Origin of the sequence: Massilibacterium senegalense (assembly GCF_001375675.1) — a bacterium.
In the GTDB taxonomy this organism is placed as follows: Bacteria; Bacillota; Bacilli; order Bacillales; family Massilibacteriaceae; genus Massilibacterium; species Massilibacterium senegalense.
On sequence record NZ_LN831786.1, the window covers coordinates 607,999 to 629,523 of the forward strand.

A 21,525-nucleotide genomic window follows, 5' to 3' on the forward strand; every position below is an offset into this window, starting at 1 on the left:
AACAATGTCTATCCAAAATAAGTTAAATCGAATGAGGAGTCATCTTCACATTCAAAAAGAAGAATTCGAGTTGCCAACGATGGCAGAAGTAACTATTCCTTCGGTAGAACAATGGAAATCGCTAAATGCAGAACCGTTTATCTTTCACAACGAACATATTTTTGTTCGGACAGAAACGTTTCCTCTTCATGTGTCTCATGGCAAGTATCCATTTTCAGAGCTTTTTACTGTTATTCAACAATGGAATGAAACCAATTTAGCGCATCCTCTTTCAGCGAAAGGAACGGAAGCAGAAGATCTGATTTTTTTTGATACGGAAACAACAGGGCTTCATCACGGGGCAAGTAATTATGTTTTTCTTTTAGGTGTAGCAAAAGTAACAAAAAAAGAGGTCGTTGTGACACAATATTTCCTCCCAGGTCCTGGAAATGAAGTTGCACTATATGAACGGTTTTTAACTGATGTGTCCAAATTCAATCATCTCGTTACGTATAATGGTCGTTCATTTGATTGGCCACAAGTGAAAAATCGTCATGTGTTTGTTCGGCATCAAGTTCAAGCGCTTCCGGAGTTTGGCCACTTTGATTTACTGCATGCGTCTAGAAGAGTATTCAAACATGAGCTCGAACAAGTTCGTTTGGCACAAGTAGAAAAGCATATTTTAGGATTTAACCGAAAAGAAGATACACCTGGGTTTTTAGCACCTGCGTTGTATCAATTATATTTAACGAAACAAGATCCATTTATTTTGCAAGGAATCTTTCAACATAATACGTGGGATGTTTTATCGCTCATTACGTTATATATTCATCTTTCTCATCTTTTGTTGAATCCGAATCATAAAAGAACGATGTATGAAACGTATGAAATCGCTAGATGGTTTGAAACGTTACAAATGTACAAAGCGTCCATTACTTTTTATGAGCAAATTGATGATTCCAATGCAGCGTTATTTTTTAAAAAACATTATTCGATGGCAACGATTTATAAAAAACATAAACAGTTTGATTTAGCAATCCATCATTTTTTACAAGGGATACAATCCACTTACACACATATTAATTCTTGTGTAGAATTAGCGAAAATTTATGAACATCAAATGAAAGATGCAGAAAAAGCTATGTATTACACACAACTAGCTTTGCGCCAGACAAAAGAAAATCAACGAATTTTAAGAGAAAAAAGAAACATACAGGATGCATTACAAAAAAGATACGAACGATTACAACAAAAATTAAATCATTCTTAATTTTTGTTGTCATATTGAAATATATGTAAAAATACAATATGAGTGGACGTGTAGCAACAAGAAAGAACGAAATAGTTTTCGTTTTGCAAGAAACTATTACGATGTTTTTTCTCTGTTATGATAGGGAAGGAGAATTTATGAAGGTATTAGCTGTTTCAGGATATCGTCATTATGAATTAGGAATTTTTAGTGAAAAACATCTTGGTATTGCTTACATAAAAAAAGCAATCGAACAAAGATTACGGGAATTTCTTGATGAGGGGTTAGAGTGGGTCGTGATTAGTGGACAAACCGGAGTAGAAATGTGGTGTGCAGACGTCGTATTTTCTTTACAAGAAGAGTTTCCACATTTAAAACTGTCGATGTTACAACCTTTTTTACAACAAGAAGAACGGTATAACGAGATGCATAAAATGAAATATGAAGAAATAATGCTTTTAGCAGATCATGTCGATGCTATTACGAAACGACCGTACGAAACCCCCTATCAATTACGGATGAAAAATGACTTTATTGTGCAGCATACCGATGCATTGCTTATTTTGTATGATGAAGAGAAAGAGGGGACTCCTAAATTTATCGTAAAAAGTGGGCAACAAAAAGATGGTTATTCCATCTTTTATATTACTTCGTATGATTTACAAGCTATTGTGGAAGAAGAAATGATGAATAATTCCCATTTCTTTGAATCATAAATAAATTGACTTTTGTATAATAGTTTGAAAAAATAAAAAGAGAACTTTTTTGGATACGATAGAGGTGAATTTGATGATTATGGACAATGTAAAATTAACGGTAAAAGATATTTTAGAACAAGACTTTAAAACAAGTTTAAGAGGGTATAATCCTGAAGAAGTGGATGCTTTTTTAGATATCGTTATTAAAGATTATGAAGAATTTCAAAATGAAATCGACCGTTTACGAAAAGAAAATACACAATTAAAGCGTGAATTAGACCAAAAACGGGCAATACCGTCTCAACCTACACAAGGAACGACGAACTATGATATTTTAAAACGATTATCAAATCTTGAAAAACATGTATTTGGAAACAAACTTTCTGATTAAATGTACTTGCTTTTTAAATAAAACCTTGTATAATAAAGTATTGCAACCCTCAACGTTTGGACAATCGCGGTATGTTACAATGCTGAGGAAAGTCCATGCTCGCACGGTCTGCGATGACCGTAGTGTTTCGTGCCTAGTGAAACAATAAGCTAGGGTCATGCGTATTGTATGAACGGCAAGGAAAACGATCTACGTCCGTAATGGATATGACGGAGTACCTTTGAAAGTGCCACAGTGACGAAGCTTTGTTGGAAACAACAAAGGTGGAACGCGGTAAACCCCACGAGCGAGAAACCCAAATTATGGTAGGGGAACCTTCTTGACGGAAATGAACGAAAAGAGAGGGCCAAGATTTTTCTTGGAGATAGATGATTGTCGCCGGAGTACGAGGGTGATGCCCGTTTGCAGTACGATGGTACAGAACATGGCTTACAAAACGTTGAGGAAATCACTTGTATAAGAAATCCTTGTTTCATCTTTTAAAGATTGGTGAAAAATGAAACAAGGATTTCTTTATGTACAAAAAACATGGATGAATGAAATAATCAATAAGGTGGTTTATATGAGAAAAGATTTAACGTTAATTGCAACAGCAGCAATGGGAATTGAATCCGTTGTAGCTAGAGAAGTTCGGAATCTTGGATTTTCTGATGTGAACGTAGAAAATGGAAAAGTTTTCTTTAAAGGGGACGAACAATCTATTTGTCGTGCCAACCTTTGGTTACGCTCTGCGAACCGAATTAAAATTTTAGTCGGGGAATTTAAAGCAACAACATTTGATGAATTATTTGAACAAACAAAAGCATTACCTTGGGCGGATTTTATTCCAGAAAACGGGGAATTTCCCGTCATTGGAAAATCAGTCAAATCAACGTTGTATAGCGTGCCAGATTGTCAAGCGATTGTAAAAAAAGCAGTGGTAGAAAGTATGAAAAAGACATACAAAAGAACATCTTGGTTTGAAGAAGATGGACCACTGTACCGAATTGAAGTATCCATTTTAAAAGATATTGCTACGTTAACGATTGATACAACAGGTGATGGATTACATAAACGAGGATACCGAGAATTACATAACGAAGCACCATTAAAAGAAACAATGGCAGCTACACTCATTCAATTAACGACTTGGAATCCAGACCGTATTTTTGTAGATCCGTTTTGTGGATCCGGAACGCTTCCAATTGAAGCAGCGCTTATAGGACGAAATATTGCTCCAGGGTTACATCGAACATTTGCTTCTAGTGAATGGGATATGATTGGTGAACAACGATGGAAGCAAGAAAAAGAGGCTGCAATGGACGTGGCAGAATGGAATCGTCCATTAGAGATTTATGGAAGTGATATTAATCACTCACTCGTCGAATTGTCAAAAGAAAATGCACGTAAAGCCGGAATAGGAGATACGATTCAATTTAAACAAATGCAAGTTCGTGATTTTCGTTCTAAAGAAGAGTACGGAATTATTGTATGTAATCCTCCGTATGGTGAAAGATTAAGCGATCGAGAACAAGTTGAGGAACTGTATAAAGAGATGGGCGAAACATTTAAAATGCTCGATACATGGAGTATTTACGTATTAACGGCTCATTTAGGATTTGAACGTTTTTATGGAAAAAAAGCGAGTAAAAAAAGAAAATTATTTAATGGATACATTCGGACTGATTATTTTCAATATTTTGGACCACGTCCGCCACGTAAAGAAAATCTAGAGAAATAGACGGAATGTCGATCTGATGATGGAGGAATTGAAAAATGGAAAAAGGATTGCCCTTTCAGTTAGATAAATCGAAAACATTCGTCGATCAATTAAGCGATTGGGTCGGCGATGTTTTTTATGATATTTTACCGGAAAAAGGATTCGAACTACGTGATGAACAAATTTTTATGGCCTTCCAATTAGCAAAAAGCTATAAACATAAATCTGTCATCTTTAGTGAAGCAGGAGTTGGGACAGGTAAAACAATCGTGTATTTACTATATGCGATTATGTATGCGCGATATACTGGGAAACCGGCGATTATTGCTTGTGCAAATGAATCGTTAATTGAACAGTTAGTGAAAGAAGACGGAGATATTCAAAAATTAGAAAAGGCATTGGATTTATCTATCGATGCACGATTAGCCAAATCACCAGAACAGTATTTATGTTTGCAAAAATTTAAACAAGTACAAGATAACGAAGAAATAGAAGAAGAAGTCGATCACGTATTTGAACATGTTCCTGACTTTATATTTGATCATTCTACTTTACAACGATTTGAACCATATGGTGATCGAAAAGATTTTCCACTCATTAGCGACCGCACATGGGAGAAAATGAATGCAGATGTCTTTCATGATTGTAAAACGTGTGAAGATCGGCATCGTTGTGGACAAACGTTAACACGCGATTATTACCGGAAGGCGGCTGATTTAATTATTTGTTCGCAAGATTTCTATATGATGCACGTTTGGACAAGAGAAGCAAGGGGAAGGGAAGGGCAATTGCCATTTTTACCAGAAGCATCATCGGTTGTATTTGATGAAGGTCATCTATTAGAAGTTGCTTCTCAAAAAGCTTTAACCTATTCATTAAGCGAAGAAATGGTTAGAAAACCATTATTATCTGTGTTAACGAATGATATTCGCGAATCATTAGCAACCTCGATTGAAGTGGCGTTAGAGGCGGGAGAAACATTTTTTAAACATTTGTTTGATGCCAGCCAAGAAATTCCCGGCTCACAACGATGTGACATTCATCAATCCGTTCAGTTAAGGGCAGAAGCAAAACAATTTATTACTATTTTAGAAAAAGTAGACGAAGAACTAGTGTTTGAAAGTGAAATGCATACCATTGATTCGTACGAATTAAATATTGTGATGGAGTATTTAGATGCAATTGAATACGCTCTTCGCCTGTTTGCATTAGAAGAAAGTACGATTAGCTGGACGTATAAAAATAACACAACGGTGACACTAACTATTATGCCAAAAATGGTGCATGAAGTGTTAAAAGAACGTGTATTTAGTAATAAAATTCCATATGTTTTTTCTTCAGCTACGATGAGTGATAACGGCTCCTTTGAATATATGGCAAATAGTTTAGGAATCGAAAAATATGATTCATTTTCAGTAGAATCTCCTTTTGATTACCCAGCACAAATGAAGGTAGCAATCCCTAATGTCCGAACGAAAGAAGAATATTTTGCAGCAATAAAATATGCGTTAGAAAAAACGAACAATCATGCCTTAATCCTTGTAAACACTAAAGAAGAAGTAGAACAAATTCAATCTTTCTTCCAGCAAGAAAACATTGATTGTTTGTATGAAGGAAATCAAGAAATTAGCAAATTAATTCATCAGTTTCAAACGAACTCATCTATAAACTTATGTACGCATTCGTTATGGGAAGGACTAGATGTTCCTGGTAAAGCATTACAACATGTCATTATTGGTTCCCTACCATTTCCACCAAATGATCCGGTTTTTCAAGCAAAACGAAATGCTGTAGAGAATTCTTTTGAAACAATTGATGTTCCGTATATGCATTTAAGAATGAGGCAAGGAATTGGTCGATTAATCCGTTCAGAAGAAGATGAAGGATGGATTACGATTCTTGATGAACAATTACAACAAGAACGAATGCATACACAAATTACAAACTTACTCCCAAAAGGTGTAACAGTAACAAACGAATAGATATATATATAAACAGAACAGAAAAGCGTAAAAACCATGTTAGGTCCTATTACGCTTTTTTTACATCGTATCTCGTTTGGAATAAAAAAAGGATAAACCTCCGTTAAAAAATGATAATGGAACGAATCAAGGCTTACATTCCTTACTAAAACTTTATTTAGTGAATGAGGTTCACAACTGAATAATATGGGTAAAGAAAAATAGTTTATCTTCCTTACAATTTATGAAAGAGGTGGTTAGATGAAAAAGAAAGCAGAAATTAAAAAAATTGAAAAAGAGTTTTTAACGTATGTCAAAAAAATGAAGCATATAGAAGAAGCCAGTGCGCTATTATACTGGGACTTACGTACAAAAGCTCCTAAAAAAGGTGCACCATATCGGGCAGAAACAATTGGAACGTTATCTACTTTGGCACGAAAAAAATTATTGTCTAAAAAGATGAAAAAATACTTAACGATTCTAGGAGATAAAGAAAATGCTTCTATTGTTCGACCACTTACAAAGATTATGGTAAGTGATTTGAAAAAAGACTATAAATTGTATAAAAAAATTCCAATCGAAGAATATGAAGCATATACTGTCTTAGCATCGAACGCAGAAACTATTTGGGAAGAAGCAAAAGCAAAGCAAGATTTTACTATTTTACAACCATATTTAGAACAATTAGTGACGTATAAAAAGCGATTTTTACAATATTGGGGAAAAAAAGGCCATCCATATGATGCATTATTGGATTTATATGAACCGGGTATGACGGTAAAAGTGTTAGACCGTATTTTTGATCAAGTCAAAAAAGAAATCGTACCGCTAGTGAAAGAAATCAAGGAAAATGGAAATAGATTAGATACATCCTGGTTACAAACAGTTGTTTCGAAAGAGCGTCAAATTTCATTAAGTGAGCAAGTGTTACACGTGATGGGATATGATTTTGAAGCAGGTCGTTTAGATGAAACGGAACATCCATTTGAAACAAGTATTCATCCATATGACGTTCGTATTACGAATCGATATGATGAAAAGGATTTTACAGTAAGTCTTTTTGGCGTAATGCATGAAGGTGGACATGCTTTATATGAACAAAATTTGAGTGATCATTTAATTGGAACAACGCTTTATGACGGAGCTTCGATGGGAATCCATGAATCGCAGTCCCTATTCTTTGAAAATTTCATTGGTCGAACCGAAGCATTTTGGGAGTATTTCTTGCCTGTTGTAAAACAAGAAGTAAAAGAATTAGAAAATGTAACGTTAAAGCAAATGTACCAAGCGGTAAATGCTGCTAAACCTTCGTTAATCCGGATTGAAGCAGATGAATTAACATATGTGCTTCATATTATTATTCGGTATGAACTAGAAAAAAGATTGTTTAACGATGATTTAGAAGTAAAAGATTTACCGAAAGCATGGAATGAGTTGTACAATCAGTATTTAGGTATTTCTCCTTCTCATGATGGAGAAGGTGTATTACAAGATGTGCATTGGGCTGGTGGTGACTTTGGTTATTTCCCTTCCTATGCACTTGGATACATGTATGCTGCGCAATTACGCCATGCGATGGAAAAACAATTATCGATAGATGCTATGGTTTCAGAAGGAAATATGAAATCAGTGGTTCAATGGTTGTCTGAACGAGTGCACCAATTTGGTAAAACGAAAAAACCACTTGATTTATTGATGGATGCAACTGGTGAACCGTTGAATGTTTCTTATTACACCAATTATTTAAAAACAAAATATACTCGAATTTACTTGTCATAAAGGAGAATTATATGCTAGACACGTTTTCACACATTTTTTCTACGTTGCGAGCAGATTATGAAGTGAAAGATGTCATTACGGATCAAACTACGTTTTTGTTTATTTTAGAATCACCGCATGTACAAGAATTAAAATACAAGGTTCCTGTAGCTGGTAGTAGTGGGGCATCGATTAGTAAACATTTGTTCGGTGAAGAGTATGTTAAACCATTAGGTCGTTTAGTAAAATATAATCTAGATTATGAACGGAATCATCCCTCGTTAAATAAAATTGGATTAATGAATGTTTGTAACATTCCGATGCAAAAAATAGCATATCAAAATGCTACGCTAAAAGCAGAGTACGAAACTTTTTTTGATGCATTAGAAGGAATTCGAAGTAATAATCAAACGATACATTACCGACAAGCATCGTGGAATGTGATGCAACAATTAGTGCTAAATCATTTCAGAGAAAGGCTTGAACCGTTAAAGTCCAAAACAATTGTCATTGTTCCGTGTGGACGATTTGCACAAAAATTTTTCCATTTAACAGAATGTAAAAGTGCGACATGGACGGTGATTGAAAATGTACCTCATCCTTCATATAATTCATGGAGTCGACCTAAGTACGAAGAAGTGATAAAAAAAGTAAAAAATACGTTTCGTCATTGTTAATTATTTTTCTAATATGGAATGAAAAGAGACTAAAGCATCACTTTAGTCTTTTTTCTTATTTTGTTTTTGTTTTCACAAGATTCAAAACGTCTTGTGGAGAGAGTCCACTAGCGTTAATGACAGGAGCTTTTGTCACTGTATTTTGAATGCCCATAATGTTTTCATCAAAACCAGAAATAACACAACAATCACATCCTTGTGCATCTGTTTCTGTTTGCATTTCCACCACATCGTAGCCTTCTTGTTTGAGGGCATCTTGTATATGGCTTAATGATTGTTCTACACATACTTTCTTCATCACGTTACACCTCCCTAAAAGATAGGATGCTTTTTAAAATAGAAAATATACCAAAAACATTTTAAACCTCCCTCTATAAATGTTGATATATCACCGGTTGACCCGCTTTTTAGTGTGTTTTTAAAAAATTTACGCTCTTTTTTGAAAAAAATTTTTCAAATTAAAAATTAATAGCGTTTTTTATCGAATAGTGCCGGGTAAAATAATAATAAGGAAATCATTACGAATGAAACCATTTGTACGAAAAATAGCAAATGGGTTGGGGTGAAAAAAATGAAACATAAAGACCGTTTAAAGGCACTAGGAATAGATAATTTTTATTGTCAAGGTATTTTAGAAAAAAATGATTATGGAGAATGGATGTTTTATGATGAGGAAAACAAAGAAAGTTATTACTTAACGGATATCGAAGCTCCATTTGAATGTAAATTAAATGGTGTTTGGGAAAAAGTGAAAATAAAAAACGATTATTTTCGCACAACGACGAATGTTATTTCCATGAAAACAGGTATGAAAGTACGTTTTCAAAGAACGTATATGTATGCTTATGAATTATTGTTAGAAGAATTAAACGATGGCGCATTTTTTTCGCTTGTGAAAGGATTAAGTAAATTTCATTACACATTGTACCATTGCATTTATTGTCATAACTTTTTACTCTTTCAAAATGAACGAAATGCAACTGGTGTCAATTTTATGATTTTCGATAATAAAGAAATTGTCTGTCAAGTCCAACATTTTTTTGAACGCCAACAAGAAACAACCGTTGATCGATTTATTTTTACCTTAAGTACAGGGGAATACTATAGCATAGAATTTCGTGATTAATAAAACGTTGCATCATACAAGGTGCAACGTTTTTTGTATGGATATGTTTCAAATCTATATAAAAAAACAATTTTTCTGTACAATGTTGAAGTTCTACAGAAGCAAAAGACGCTTCTTCCGCCTTTCGCCCTCCGCTTTTTATTTTTCAAAACAGAAAAAATAGTCATAAATTTGTCATGAATTGTGGTAAAGTAGGGATATAGATAGATGAAGGAGGATTTTTTATGGGGGATCAAGCAATCGTTGCAAAAAATCAATTTACAAAAGATGAACTTTTTCAACGTATTACATATGTATACGAGAAAGTGAATCAATCTGGTGATGAAGCCGTTGCACATAAATTGTACCAATTGTTAGAAAAGCTTCGGGATAATGAGTTTGTCATCGGGTTTTGCGGGCACTTTTCTGCTGGGAAATCAAGTATGATTAATGAATTAACAGGGGTCCATTTATTGCCGTCTAGTCCTATTCCAACTAGCGCCAATGTTGTAAAAGTGAAAACAGGTCGTGCTTATGCACGTGTTTATTTTAAGCATCAAGATCCAATTGAATTTCCTTATCCTTACAATATTAAAGAAATTAAAGCTTTTTGTGTAGATGGTGATGAAGTAGATGCAGTGGAGATTAGTCACCCTTCAGAAGAATTACCAAAAGGAATCAGTGTGATGGATACCCCAGGAATTGATTCTACGGATGATGCACATCGTGTTGCAACTGAATCTACGCTTCATTTAGCGGATGTTATTTTATACGTGATGGATTATAACCACGTCCAATCAGAATTAAATTTTAACTTCACAAAAATGGTAAAAGAACATGGTAAAAAAGTATATTTGGTCATTAACCAAATTGATAAACATAATGAATATGAACTATCATTTGCTTCGTTTCAAAAAGGTGTTGTCGATTCGTTCCGTAATTGGAATGTGGAACCAGATGGCATTTTTTATACAACATTACGTGAAAAAGAGCATGTTCATAATGATTTAGATCGTTTAAAAGCGCAAATCCACACCTGGATGGAAAAAAAAGATTCATTCATGCTTGAAAGTGTACAACATGCGGCACTTGCGTTGTTAGAAGAACATGAACAATGGTTAAAGAAAAATCAAGAAGCGGAAAGAATCCAGTTAGAAAGTAAAATAGGTTCTCTAACAGAAGAAGAAAAGCAAGCACGGATAGAAGAATGGAAACAATTAAATGATGCAAAGAATACATTGCGTACAGAAGAAGAAAGCTTTACGGATTCTTTTAAAGAACAAATGCAAAAAATATTAAATAACGCCATTTTAATGCCATTTGAAACACGAGATTATGCTAGGTTATTTTTAGAATCACAACAAAAAAATTTCAAAGTAGGATTATTTTTTGCCAAACAAAAAACAGAACAAGAAAAACAAAATCGTCAAGCAGCATTTTTACACGACTTAAATGAAAAGGCAAAAGCACAATTAGATTGGCATTTGAAAGATTTAATTGTAAAATATGGAAAACAACACGATTTATATGATGAAGCATTTTTTAAAGAAGTGTATGATGTAAATTTAGAAGTCCCAGAATCATTAATTCATGAAAAAGTCCGGGCGCAAGAAGAAGTGAGCGGGGATTATGTGTTACATTATACGAAAGAAACCGCAGAATTAGTAAAACGTTTATATCGTAAAAAAACAGAAGAACAATTTGAATATTTAGTGGAACTATTTCAACAAAATCACGCAGAACAAGTAGAAAAAATGCAAGAAAAACTAGCACCATTAGAAGAAAGTAGAGCAGTTATTGAAGCTTTATTACATTTAGATGAAGAAAGAAATCAAGTTTATGCTCAATACCAAGAAGTATTGTCGAAACAAGATTTTCCACAAGACATACTAAAAGCAGCCTTAAATAGATTTCGTTTTAAAGAAGAGTCTATTACGATTGAACATAGTGAGTATAAAGAAGAAGAAGCTACGATTGATGTGCAGTTAATTCACAAGCCACAAGAAAAAGTACAAGTAGAAGAAGCGACAGACATAGAAGTACCACTTCATGCAAAAGAACAACTAATCGAAACGAGCCATCAGTTAGAACTTGCAGCAGACACAATCCAATCTATTATTGGATTTGAAACACAGGCAAGAGAAATGCGTGAGCGAAGCAAACGGTTAAAAAACAATCGTTTTACAGTTGCTTTATTTGGGGCGTTTAGTGCAGGGAAATCCTCCTTTGCGAATGCTTTAATGGGAGAACATATTTTACCGGTATCACCAAATCCGACAACGGCCACTATTAATAAAATTTTACCTGTGGATGAACAAAATCCTCATGGTACCGTTCGTGTGAAGTTAAAAAGTGTTACACAGATGGAAGAAGATTTACGCCATTCCTTAAAAATATTTGATTTAACTGCAAACACGATAAAAGAAGCTATTCAAACGACTCAAACAATGAAATTTGATGTGGTGGAACCAAAAGCAAAACCACATTTGTCCTTTTTACAAGCAGTTGTGCGTGGGTATGAGGCGGTAGAACAACAATTAGGAGAAGAAGTCATCGTTGACCTTCTTGCCTTTCAAGATTACGTAGCAAAAGAAGAAAAGGCATGTTTTGTGGAATGGATTGAATTGTATTATGATTGCCCGTTAACAGCTCAAGGAATTATGTTAGTAGATACACCAGGAGCCGATTCCATTAATGCTCGTCATACAGGTGTTGCATTTGAATATATTAAAAATGCAGATGCTGTATTATTTGTAACATACTACAATCATGCATTTAGTAATGCTGACCGAGAGTTTTTAATCCAACTTGGTCGTGTGAAAGATACGTTTGCTCTAGATAAAATGTTCTTTCTCGTTAATGCGAAAGACTTAGCAAGTAGCGATGAAGAACTCGAAGGGGTACTGACACATGTCTCGGATAATTTAGTTTCGTGTGGAATTAGAAACCCGCGCATGTATCCAGTATCGAGTCAATTAGCACTTTTAAGCAAAGTACATCATCACAATCAATTAAACGAGGCACAAGAGCACCTATATCGTAAACATACAGCATCGAAAGAAATGTTAATGCCAGCTGAACAAGCATTCCAACAATCTGGGATGAATATTTTTGAAAAAGATTTCATTACGTTTACGATTACAGAATTGACGGAAATGGCCATTAATGCAGCGAAGGCTGATATAGAACGAGCGAAAGGAACGTTAGATGATTTCATTCAACATGCAACTGCTGATCAATCTGTCCGTTTGAAGAAAAAGGAAGAAACAGAGCAGTTACAAAAAAGTGTGCTGCATATTTTAAAAGAACTGGATGAGGAAACGAATATTCGAAGTATGGAACAAGAAATTACCGAATTAATATATTATGTTAAACAACGTTTGTTCTTACGTTATCCAGATTTTTTCAATGCGGCGTTTAATCCAGCTTCTCTTGTAGAAGATGGACGTGATATGAAAAAAGCGTTACAAAAATCTTTAGATGAATTTATGCAAATGACATCTTTTGATTTAGCACAAGAATTACGTGCAACGGCATTACGTTCGGAAAACTATATGAAAACATCATTAGCTACTGTACATGAAAAACTTCAAAAGCAAGTCAGAGAAAAGACGGGTGAATGGACATTTTTACCTTATGAACCAATGAGCTATGCAACACCACAGATTGAAGATACGTTTGCTTTAGAAAATGAAGGGAAATTTCAAAAAGTACTTTCTTTCTTTAAAAACGGAAAACACTTTTTTGAAGGAGAAGGAAAAACAAAGATGCGCGATCATCTTCAAGACCAACTAGATGAGCCAGTATCTCTTTATTTAGAAAAGGAAAACCAGAAATTAAAACAATATTATTCCGATTTATTCAAAGAGGCAATAGCACTCATGGAACAGAACTTAATACAAGAAGCAAATGAATATTTTGCGGGAAAACTAGCGGTTCTTTCGATGAATGTCAATGTAAGTCAACTAAAAGAAGCACGCCAGCAATTAGGACAAATCATGTAAAAAAGCTAAACCACTTCAAGTGGTTTAGCTTTTTTTAGAAGAATAGGTTATTGTAGCAAAAAAAAGTGATTAACGTATTCTTCTTGTTTGATGAAAAGGTTGTTTGGTGAATTTATCATGTTGGTATAAATTTAATAAGTGATCAAGTTCTTGACTGCATTGTACTGTTTCGATTGCACTTAGTCCAATATCTTGTGCAAGATGAATCATTTCTTCTCTTTTTCTTTCAATGGCATTCACTATACTATTCATGGTACCCCTATACTCACTCCTAAAACAGTTCTCTTTATTCCTGTTTGTTGTGTAGCAATCCCATGATGAAAAAACAGGTATTTCACTTCTATTTGTGGAGAATACTCTCTACTAAAAGTGTTTATATATAACGCACGTCCATTATTATGACCAATTTTTATAAAAAAAGAAAGTCTTTCTACAAAAGAAGTGAAAACAATACAAAAAAATCCTCATAATCGACTTTTTTCGGTTAAGAATTTTCTTGTTGATGTGTTTTAAAAAACAGTTTAAAAAATAAATAAAAGGCTGGAACCATGATGATCAATCCAATAATGGTAGTGTATAGGAGTGCCGTATACATAGGGGAATTAGTCATTCCTATATCGATTGGTAAAATAGGATAAATAATGTATGGGAAATGTGCTCTACCATAAACAAAAGCAGCAAGAATTAATTGAATCCCAAATAAAATAGGGATGAGTGGTGTTTTTAATAAACTTTGATGCATTTCTTGTCTTTTGTAAAATAAAAGCGCATAGCCTATGATAAAAAACAAGCTAGATGCAAGTAACCAAGGCATTTGTACCCGCATTTTTTCATACAACCAAGGGGATTCATACGCAATAGTAACGAGCAATAATACACCTAAAAAATAACTAATGGGTGCAGTAACCAATGTATTTTTTAAATAGCTATCAAAGGCACTTTTATCTCCAAGTTTTAAACTTCGTTGGCAAAGGAACAAAGCAGAAATAAACAAACTGCTCATCACCCCGAACAGAAGGAAATTATATTCTAATGGACTTGTAAAAAGTTTTGTTAAGGACAATACATACCTTCCATCCACTTGATCGATATAGCCGCCTTGAGCAACGGGCAAGACGCTAATTAATAATCCAGGAATTAAAATTCCGGAAATACCTGAAATGGTAATTAATACTTCACTTCGTTTTTTTACTGCATGCGCATAGCCCATCATGGCGCTTCGAATGAGCAACAATAATAAAATGATACTAGCGGGAACGAGTAATAATGTCCCAAATAAAAAAGCAGCTTTCGGAAAAAATGTAATAAGAGATACAACGAAAAACACAAGAAAAACGTTTGATATTTCCCAAAAAGGAGATAAAAACTGTTGGGATAAATCTTTTGCTGTTGTGTTTTTTTGTCCTTGATAATACATACTCCAAAAGCCAGAACCGAAATCAATCGAACCAAATACAGCATACACAATAAGCAAAGTGTAAATAATCAAAATCGCAATCGTTGCTTGGGTCATCCCTTCATCACCTCTTGTTCAATTGGTCTTCGCTTAAAATACCGATAAAGTACAAAGGCTGTTGTTACAAGTAACAGAACATAACACGCTGTAAACAAAAAGAAAAATACTCCAATATTTCCGGTTAATGTAGCTGCTTCACTTGTTTTTTGAACTTTATAAATCGTCCATGGTTGTCTACCAACACAAGAAAAAATCCAACCAAATTCAGTTGATAGCATGGCCAAAGGACCACTAACGATAAATGTTCCTAAAAGGAAACGAGGAATTTCTTTTTTTCTTTTTTCATAAATGAGGTAGACAATAAATAGAAGAATGAGAAAAGAACCAATCATAACCATTCCGTTGAACAACGTATGGATATATAATGGTGGCCATTCATCTTCCGGAAATTCCTTCAATCCGCGAACGACAGTGTTAATGTCATTTCCAGCAAGAAAGCTTAACAAGTAAGGGATTTCAATGGCACCTTTTATCGTTTCTGTTTCTTTATCTGCAACACCAAAAATAGCTAAAGGGGCTTGAGATTGTGTTTCAAATAGTCCTTCTGCTGCGGCTAATTTTTCAGGTTGTTGCGTATGTAACATTTGTGCTGCTGTGTGTCCATTTAGTGCAGTTAAAATAGCAAAAATACCACCAACAAACATCCCTATTCGTAGCCCCTTTCGATAAAATGCTTTCGTTTTTTCATGGTGCCTTTTTAATAAAAAGTAACTACTAATACCCGCGATAATAAAACCAACTGTTGTTAACGCCGATGTGACCACGTGATAAGCTGTAATAAAAAAGCTTGGGTTAAAAAAAGCTGCGATAGGATCTACATTTGTTATCGTTCCGTCTGGCAATACATCAAACCCTTGTGGTGTTGCTTCAAAAGAGTGGACGTTTGTAATTAATACCGCACTCAAGATGGCACCAAGTGCTACGAAAAAAACACTGATAATACGTAACTTTGTATTTAATTTATCCGCGGCATAAATATAAATAGATAGAAAAATCGCTTCTAAAAAAAAGGCGAATATCTCCATTTGGAACGGAAGTGCAATCACTTCCCCGACGATTTCCATAAATTGAGGCCATAGTAAAGATAGCTGAACACTTGCAATTGTTCCAGATGGAATCGCAACACCTAGTAAAATCGCTTGTGCTCGAATTAGTCTTTTTGCCATTAATGAATAGTGGAGATCATTGGTGCGTGCATAAAATATTTCGGAAATTAAAATAATGACCGGTAATCCCACCCCCATTGTTGCAAAAATAATATGAAATGCCATCGTTGTACCAAATAATGAACGTGTCATTAATAATTCATCCATCTTAATCGTCCTTTCTTTTCTATGTATGATTCATGAAAATCTTGTTGATTATCGTGATTTTTTCTTATTTTTTTGGGAGTCAGAACAAATTTGTTTCTTTGTCCCTTTCATCTAGCATGGTCAATTAAACAGAAATTATTCAAACAATGACTAGTGAGAATTTTGGTGCTATAATGAAGAAAAAATGGAGGGAAAAAAATGAGTGTACATAAACAATTAACGGAACATTCTAAACGACAACATGAGCGTATCGTGCGTTTTAAACAACTAGATATGATGCGTGAATTAGCAATTGATGAAGCAATAGAACAAATGAAGAAAACAGGTATATGTTCAGTGGGAAAAATCAATGACATTACGAAACAAATCAACGAATTAGCTAGACAAGGAATTGTCCCTACCCGTAAACTTGTTTCAATAGAAATGGTAAAAGAATATGTAGAAAGATAAAAAAGTACAGATTTCTGTACTTTTTTTATTTTTATAAAAAGGAGAAATAATAGATAAAGTAGAATAATAGTAAAGAAATCTATTGAAAATGGGTTTAAAATATAAAGAAATGGGAATAGGAAAGTTAGTAAATGTTTTACGAATATCCACAGCAAGGGTTAAAGGAGGAACAAAATGGGGAAAAATAAACGCTACTCATTGCAAGAAGCCATCGCATTAATTAATGATGGAGATATGGTGACATTTAGTGGTTTTACCGTTTGGAGACGCCCAATGGCGGCTGTATACGAAATGATTCGTCAAAAAAAGAAAGATTTACACATTGTCGAGGTAAACTCTGGTACACATACAGAGCTTTTAATTGGAGCTGGATGTGTTAAAATATGGGAGTCTTGTTGGATAGGTCATGAGTTGTTTGGTAAAGTACCACATTGTATGAACCGTGAATTAAAAAAAGGAACGATTATCGCAGAAGACTATAGTCATCAACATATGGTGTATCGTTTAGCAGCAGGTGCTTATGGTGTTCCGTATTTACCTACATATGCTGCAAAAGGTTCTGATATTTTAAATCCAGATTATGATATGTTAGGAAATAACAATCTTCGTACTGGGGAAGATCCACATATTCCTAAAAAGAAATTCGACTTCCAAGAAGACCCATTTTATGACGAAGGAACATTAATCCATGTTCCAGCTGCAAGACCCGATGTGTGCATTGTTTCTGCTCAATTAGTAGGAGAAGAAGGGACATTGCGTATTTTAGGGCAAACATATACGGATGAGGAAGCAATAAAAGCGGCGAAAAAAGTAATTGTAATCGCAGAAGAAGTGGTTCCAGAAACATATTTACGCGAAGATCCAGCAGCTAACTTAATTCCTAGTTATTTAGTAGATGCGATTGTGGAATTACCTTGGAATGCCCACCCAACAGGTTCATATGGGGCATATGATATTGATGGTGCATTTATTTCCAAACTTGCGGAAGCAACACGTACGGAAGAAGGAACACGAGAGTGGTTAAATGAATGGGTATATGGTATCTCGTCTCATGATGAATACTTAGATAAATTAGGTGCTTCATATTTAGATAAATTTAAAGCCAATTCTTACATGAAATATAGTACACGGTTGAAAAGAGGGGTGTAAACGATGACAAATGTAATGGAAAAGAAAAAAGAGTATTTGTCACCAGGAGAATATTCGATTACCGATTTACTTGCAGTAGCTGCGGCTAGGGAAGTAAGAGACGGAGAAATTGTGTTTGCTGGTACAGGGCTACCGATGCTAGCGATTGCACTTGCCAAACTAACGACAGCGCCGACGAGTAAACTCATTTATGAAGCTGGAACAATTGACTCTTGGAGTACGGTTCTTCCTTCATCTGTGGGAGATGCGCGTTGTGTAACGCAATGTTCGGTTGCCTCTGGTTTATTTGATGTTTTCAACCAACTACAACGCGGAACGATTGATTTAGCGTATTTAGGTGGGGCAGAGATTGATAAATACGGCAATGTGAACACAACAGTCCATGGTGAATATTTAAATGCTGATTTCCGTTTCCCTGGAAGTGGTGGAAATAGTGATATTAACAGTATGGCAAAACGAACAGTATTTTTAATGGTGCAAGAAGAACGACGTTTTAAAGAAAAAGTAGATTATATTACTTCTCCTGGATGGCGATTCGTTAATCATCCAAGCGGGGAATGGGTGTCTCGTCAAAAAGCGTATGGTAAACGATTCATTGGTGGACCTTCTGCTGTTATTTCTAACATGGCAGTTTTTCGGTTTGATGAGACTACTGGGGAAATGTATGTTGATACGATTCACCCAGGTATTACAAAAGAACAGTTACAAGCAAATTGTGGATTTGAACTAGACTTTTCACGATTAAAAGGAGAAACATTAGCGCCAACTCGTGAAGAAATTGATTTGCTTTATAATCAAGTGGATACAGACGGAATTTTCTTAAAAAAACGAAAATGATATTTTTAAAAATAAAAAAACAGACAGGAGTGGAGATTACCCATACCTGTCTGTTTTTTTACACCCAACCGCGAGCTCGCATTGCTTCGGTTACACGTAAAATAGATCGCATAAAAGCTGCTGTCCGTAAATCAGTTTGATATTCTTCTGCTAGACGATCTACCTGTTTATATGAATCTACCATAATAGGTTTTAATTTAGCGTTTACTTCTTCTTCCGTCCAATAATAATTCATCATATTTTGTACCCATTCAAAGTAAGAGACAGTAACTCCACCAGCATTTGCTAAAATATCTGGAATAATAACAATTCCTTTTTCTTTTAAAATAGCATCTGCTTCTGGTGTTGTTGGACCATTCGCTGCTTCGGCGATTAATGTTGCTTGAATTCGATCTGCATTTTGTGATGTAATTTGGTTTTCTAATGCAGCGGGAACTAAAATATCAACATCTAATTCCAATAAATCAAGTGGATTAATTTGATAGGATTCTCCGTAATCTAAAATAGATGCTGTATCTTTTAATAGTTCCACTTTTTCTAAATCCAAACCATCGGGGTTATAAATGGCTCCTTTAGAATCACTAATCGCAACAATTTTACAACCCAAGTCATGCAGTAAATTTGCCGCTACACGTCCTGCATTTCCAAATCCTTGAATAGCTACAGAAGCGTGTTTTAATGGTCTCTCTAGTTTTTTCATTGCTTCTTCAATAACGAACACGCAACCTCTTGCCGTCGCTTCATTTCTTCCTTTTGATCCTCCTAGAATTAATGGCTTACCAGTAATGACACCAGGAGTATACGCATCTCCGTGTAATCGACTGTACGTGTCGACCATCCAACCCATTACTTGAGCATTTGTATACACATCAGGTGCAGGGATATCTCGATTTGGACCAATAAAATCACCAAGTGCTTCGATAAATCCGCGACTTATTCGTTCCACTTCGCTTTTAGATAACTTTCTAGGATCACAGACGACCCCGCCTTTTCCACCACCATAAGGAAGGCCAACGACCCCACATTTAAACGTCATCCACATAGAAAGAGCGCGTACTTCATCGATGGTAACATCAGGATGAAAACGAATGCCTCCTTTGGTTGGACCTACTACGTCGGTGTGTTGAGAACGGTACCCTTCAAAGACCTTCGTCGTTCCATCATCCATTTTTACTGGGAAGGTAACCGTTAATACACGTTGTGGATGTTTCAATATTTCAACAATTTCGTCTTCTAATCCAAGTTTTTCAGAAGCAATTTCAATTTGCCTTTGAACAATTTTAAAGGGATTTAACATCTCTTGTTGCACCATTTATATCCACTCCTTATTCTTTTTCACAATCGATCCTTCAAGCAATGAGATAGTATATAATTATAATAGAAAAATAATAAATAATTGTCAATTACTTTTAAATAAGAGAAAAGCGTATAATTATAGTAAATAGAAGATTAAATGAATGGATGATTTTATAATATAAAAAAATAAGACTATATTAAAATAATAAAATGGGTGTATAGAATACATATATGAAATGATAAGTAATCGTTTTCAATAAAATACTTTATTTTACATTTATATAAAAAACGTCGATAATTCAATGCTTATTACGAATTTTTATAAAAAAGAATTAATGTATAAATATAAAATAAAAATGAATAAAGAATTATATTATAAATGATTTTTTAGTGATGTCTTAAAAAGAAAATATAATTATTTAAGTTAAAAAACATTTTATCATTATGTATATTTTGTGAAATGTATTTTCGTTTAGTAAGTAAAAGTCTTTATTTTTTTATATTTGAAAAAATAAACTAAAGAAAAAGGTTGCTTTTTTTATTCATAATTAAAAAGTTTTTTTACACCATCTTCGAAAATGGAACTATATTTTCGGTCTTTATCCTTTAGATAAATTCTTTTCAGATTCACTATTATCTAGTATTCTAAAGAAAAAAGAAAAGTAGGAGTGACGAGAGATGAATTGTAAAGCACTAGTTGTTACGACTTTTGCCATTTTGCTAGTAAGCGGATGTGAAGATAAGAAAGAGGTAGGAGTAGAAAAGGTATCAAACACACAACAAGTACAAACGAATATAAACAAAGAGAGTGAATCGGAAAAACAAGAACTGAAAAAGAACCCCTTACTAATTTTAGTTAATAAAAATCATGCTATTGATCAAAATAATCGTCCAACGGATTTGGTTATTCCAAAGGTTCGTTTTCCATATGAAGAAGATGTTGAAAAAAAATATATAAAAAAGGATGCCGCAGAAGCTTTAGCAGAAATGTTTCAAGCTGCTGAAAAAGAAAGTCTATTTTTATACGGACAATCTGGTTACCGTAGTTATGAACGCCAAGTAACGATTTATAATGGAAATGTGCAGACAATGGGAGAAGAAAAGGCAAATGCGATTAGTGCAAAACCAGGCGAAAGTGAGCATCAAACCGGTTTAGTGATGGATATAACGTGTGAAGCGGTTGGTTTTGATGTGGTAGAAGAATTTGGCGAAACGAAAGAAGGAAAATGGGTTGCAGATAATGCTCATAAATATGGGTTTATTATCCGATATCCAAAAGGAAAAGAAGAAATAACTGGTTATAGTTATGAACCGTGGCACCTACGTTATGTCGGAGTAAAACCAGCAACAGAAATAACGAAAAAAGGGATTACATTAGAGGAGTATTTAGGAGAAAAATAATCGAACTATTTAACGGATAATAAAAGAAAAACACCTTCCAAA

The 21,525-nt window shown here is 34.4% G+C and carries 18 protein-coding genes and 1 other RNA gene; 14 read left to right on the forward strand and 5 right to left on the reverse strand.

The annotated features are described in order from the left end of the window. Positions 1-4 precede the first annotated feature (4 nt). From BN1372_RS06445 to BN1372_RS06480, 8 genes are all read left to right on the forward strand, one after another. Positions 5-1,249 carry a ribonuclease H-like domain-containing protein gene (locus tag BN1372_RS06445; protein WP_062198020.1) on the forward strand — a complete coding sequence of 415 codons (1,245 nt, stop codon included), beginning with the start codon at positions 5-7 and terminating at the stop codon, positions 1,247-1,249. A 137-nt stretch (positions 1,250-1,386) separates the two neighbouring features. Then, positions 1,387-1,944 carry an SLOG family protein gene (locus BN1372_RS06450; protein WP_062198021.1) on the forward strand — a complete coding sequence of 186 codons (558 nt, stop codon included), beginning with the start codon at positions 1,387-1,389 and terminating at the stop codon, positions 1,942-1,944. Between the two features lie 73 nt (positions 1,945-2,017). Next, positions 2,018-2,317, forward strand: coding sequence for a cell division regulator GpsB (gpsB, locus tag BN1372_RS06455; RefSeq protein ID WP_062198022.1), 300 nt, complete (start codon positions 2,018-2,020; stop codon positions 2,315-2,317). A gap of 52 nt (positions 2,318-2,369) precedes the next feature. Continuing rightward, an RNA gene (rnpB, locus tag BN1372_RS06460) (RNase P RNA component class B) lies at positions 2,370-2,754 on the forward strand. 125 nt (positions 2,755-2,879) lie between these two features. Further along, complete coding sequence (locus tag BN1372_RS06465; protein WP_062198023.1) at positions 2,880-4,037, forward strand: THUMP domain-containing class I SAM-dependent RNA methyltransferase; 1,158 nt, start codon at positions 2,880-2,882, stop codon at positions 4,035-4,037. A 35-nt stretch (positions 4,038-4,072) separates the two neighbouring features. Next, positions 4,073-5,998: an ATP-dependent DNA helicase gene (locus BN1372_RS06470; protein ID WP_062198024.1), complete on the forward strand. Its 1,926-nt coding sequence runs from the start codon at positions 4,073-4,075 to the stop codon at positions 5,996-5,998. 240 nt (positions 5,999-6,238) lie between these two features. Further along, positions 6,239-7,756, forward strand: a complete 1,518-nt coding sequence (locus BN1372_RS06475; RefSeq protein ID WP_062198025.1) for a carboxypeptidase M32 — start codon at positions 6,239-6,241, stop codon at positions 7,754-7,756. 11 nt (positions 7,757-7,767) lie between these two features. Further along, positions 7,768-8,412 carry a hypothetical protein gene (locus BN1372_RS06480; RefSeq protein ID WP_062198026.1) on the forward strand — a complete coding sequence of 215 codons (645 nt, stop codon included), beginning with the start codon at positions 7,768-7,770 and terminating at the stop codon, positions 8,410-8,412. A gap of 55 nt (positions 8,413-8,467) precedes the next feature. Here the strand turns inward: BN1372_RS06480 and BN1372_RS06485 are convergent, their stop codons facing one another. After that, entirely contained in the window at positions 8,468-8,710 is a 243-nt protein-coding gene (locus BN1372_RS06485) for a YkuS family protein (protein WP_062198027.1), read from the reverse strand. Between the two features lie 273 nt (positions 8,711-8,983). Between BN1372_RS06485 and BN1372_RS06490 the strand changes: the two genes are divergently transcribed. Continuing rightward, entirely contained in the window at positions 8,984-9,538 is a 555-nt protein-coding gene (locus tag BN1372_RS06490; protein WP_062198028.1) for a DUF2777 family protein, read from the forward strand. A gap of 224 nt (positions 9,539-9,762) precedes the next feature. After that, a complete protein-coding gene (locus BN1372_RS06495) occupies positions 9,763-13,521 on the forward strand; it encodes a dynamin family protein (RefSeq protein ID WP_062198029.1) in 3,759 nt (1,252 codons plus the stop codon). A gap of 69 nt (positions 13,522-13,590) precedes the next feature. On the opposite strand, the gene BN1372_RS06500 is transcribed toward BN1372_RS06495, so the two are convergent. The 3 genes from BN1372_RS06500 to BN1372_RS06510 all read right to left on the reverse strand — a co-directional run bounded on the left by BN1372_RS06500 (position 13,591) and on the right by BN1372_RS06510 (position 16,350). Next, a complete protein-coding gene (locus tag BN1372_RS06500) occupies positions 13,591-13,773 on the reverse strand; it encodes an aspartyl-phosphate phosphatase Spo0E family protein (RefSeq protein WP_062198030.1) in 183 nt (60 codons plus the stop codon). 232 nt (positions 13,774-14,005) lie between these two features. Beyond that, positions 14,006-15,034, reverse strand: a complete 1,029-nt coding sequence (locus tag BN1372_RS06505; protein WP_062198031.1) for a cytochrome d ubiquinol oxidase subunit II — start codon at positions 15,032-15,034, stop codon at positions 14,006-14,008. Next, on the reverse strand, positions 15,031-16,350 hold the full coding sequence (locus tag BN1372_RS06510) for a cytochrome ubiquinol oxidase subunit I (protein WP_062198032.1): 1,320 nt from the start codon (positions 16,348-16,350) through the stop codon (positions 15,031-15,033). Before BN1372_RS06510 ends, BN1372_RS06505 begins: the two co-directional genes overlap by 4 nt. A gap of 198 nt (positions 16,351-16,548) precedes the next feature. Between BN1372_RS06510 and BN1372_RS06515 the strand changes: the two genes are divergently transcribed. From BN1372_RS06515 to BN1372_RS06525, 3 genes are all read left to right on the forward strand, one after another. Beyond that, positions 16,549-16,800, forward strand: a complete 252-nt coding sequence (locus BN1372_RS06515) for a DUF2533 family protein (RefSeq protein WP_062198033.1) — start codon at positions 16,549-16,551, stop codon at positions 16,798-16,800. A 174-nt stretch (positions 16,801-16,974) separates the two neighbouring features. After that, positions 16,975-17,949 (forward strand): CoA transferase subunit A, encoded by a 975-nt coding sequence (locus tag BN1372_RS06520; protein WP_062198034.1) that lies wholly within the window; start codon positions 16,975-16,977, stop codon positions 17,947-17,949. 3 nt (positions 17,950-17,952) lie between these two features. Further along, positions 17,953-18,786, forward strand: a complete 834-nt coding sequence (locus BN1372_RS06525; protein WP_222704672.1) for a CoA-transferase subunit beta — start codon at positions 17,953-17,955, stop codon at positions 18,784-18,786. Positions 18,787-18,844: 58 nt separating this feature from the next. Here BN1372_RS06525 and BN1372_RS06530 read toward each other — a convergent pair whose 3' ends face one another. After that, positions 18,845-20,098: a Glu/Leu/Phe/Val family dehydrogenase gene (locus BN1372_RS06530; RefSeq protein ID WP_062198035.1), complete on the reverse strand. Its 1,254-nt coding sequence runs from the start codon at positions 20,096-20,098 to the stop codon at positions 18,845-18,847. A 662-nt stretch (positions 20,099-20,760) separates the two neighbouring features. Here BN1372_RS06530 and BN1372_RS06535 point away from each other — a divergent pair. Then, a complete protein-coding gene (locus BN1372_RS06535; protein WP_062198036.1) occupies positions 20,761-21,483 on the forward strand; it encodes a M15 family metallopeptidase in 723 nt (240 codons plus the stop codon). The last annotated feature ends 42 nt before the right edge of the window (positions 21,484-21,525 follow it).

Coding starts and splice junctions, on each gene's coding strand:
- BN1372_RS06490 (WP_062198028.1), top strand. CDS start 8,984: ATGAAACATAAAGACCGTTTAAAGGCACTAGGAATAGATAATTTTTAT.
- BN1372_RS06445 (WP_062198020.1), top strand. CDS start 5: ATGTCTATCCAAAATAAGTTAAATCGAATGAGGAGTCATCTTCACATT.
- BN1372_RS06535 (WP_062198036.1), top strand. CDS start 20,761: ATGAATTGTAAAGCACTAGTTGTTACGACTTTTGCCATTTTGCTAGTA.
- BN1372_RS06495 (WP_062198029.1), top strand. CDS start 9,763: ATGGGGGATCAAGCAATCGTTGCAAAAAATCAATTTACAAAAGATGAA.
- BN1372_RS06500 (WP_062198030.1), bottom strand. CDS start 13,773: ATGAATAGTATAGTGAATGCCATTGAAAGAAAAAGAGAAGAAATGATT.
- gpsB (WP_062198022.1), top strand. CDS start 2,018: ATGATTATGGACAATGTAAAATTAACGGTAAAAGATATTTTAGAACAA.
- BN1372_RS06530 (WP_062198035.1), bottom strand. CDS start 20,098: ATGGTGCAACAAGAGATGTTAAATCCCTTTAAAATTGTTCAAAGGCAA.
- BN1372_RS06505 (WP_062198031.1), bottom strand. CDS start 15,034: ATGACCCAAGCAACGATTGCGATTTTGATTATTTACACTTTGCTTATT.
- BN1372_RS06465 (WP_062198023.1), top strand. CDS start 2,880: ATGAGAAAAGATTTAACGTTAATTGCAACAGCAGCAATGGGAATTGAA.
- BN1372_RS06510 (WP_062198032.1), bottom strand. CDS start 16,350: ATGGATGAATTATTAATGACACGTTCATTATTTGGTACAACGATGGCA.
- BN1372_RS06520 (WP_062198034.1), top strand. CDS start 16,975: ATGGGGAAAAATAAACGCTACTCATTGCAAGAAGCCATCGCATTAATT.
- BN1372_RS06485 (WP_062198027.1), bottom strand. CDS start 8,710: ATGAAGAAAGTATGTGTAGAACAATCATTAAGCCATATACAAGATGCC.
- BN1372_RS06450 (WP_062198021.1), top strand. CDS start 1,387: ATGAAGGTATTAGCTGTTTCAGGATATCGTCATTATGAATTAGGAATT.
- BN1372_RS06470 (WP_062198024.1), top strand. CDS start 4,073: ATGGAAAAAGGATTGCCCTTTCAGTTAGATAAATCGAAAACATTCGTC.
- BN1372_RS06475 (WP_062198025.1), top strand. CDS start 6,239: ATGAAAAAGAAAGCAGAAATTAAAAAAATTGAAAAAGAGTTTTTAACG.
- BN1372_RS06525 (WP_222704672.1), top strand. CDS start 17,953: ATGACAAATGTAATGGAAAAGAAAAAAGAGTATTTGTCACCAGGAGAA.
- BN1372_RS06480 (WP_062198026.1), top strand. CDS start 7,768: ATGCTAGACACGTTTTCACACATTTTTTCTACGTTGCGAGCAGATTAT.
- BN1372_RS06515 (WP_062198033.1), top strand. CDS start 16,549: ATGAGTGTACATAAACAATTAACGGAACATTCTAAACGACAACATGAG.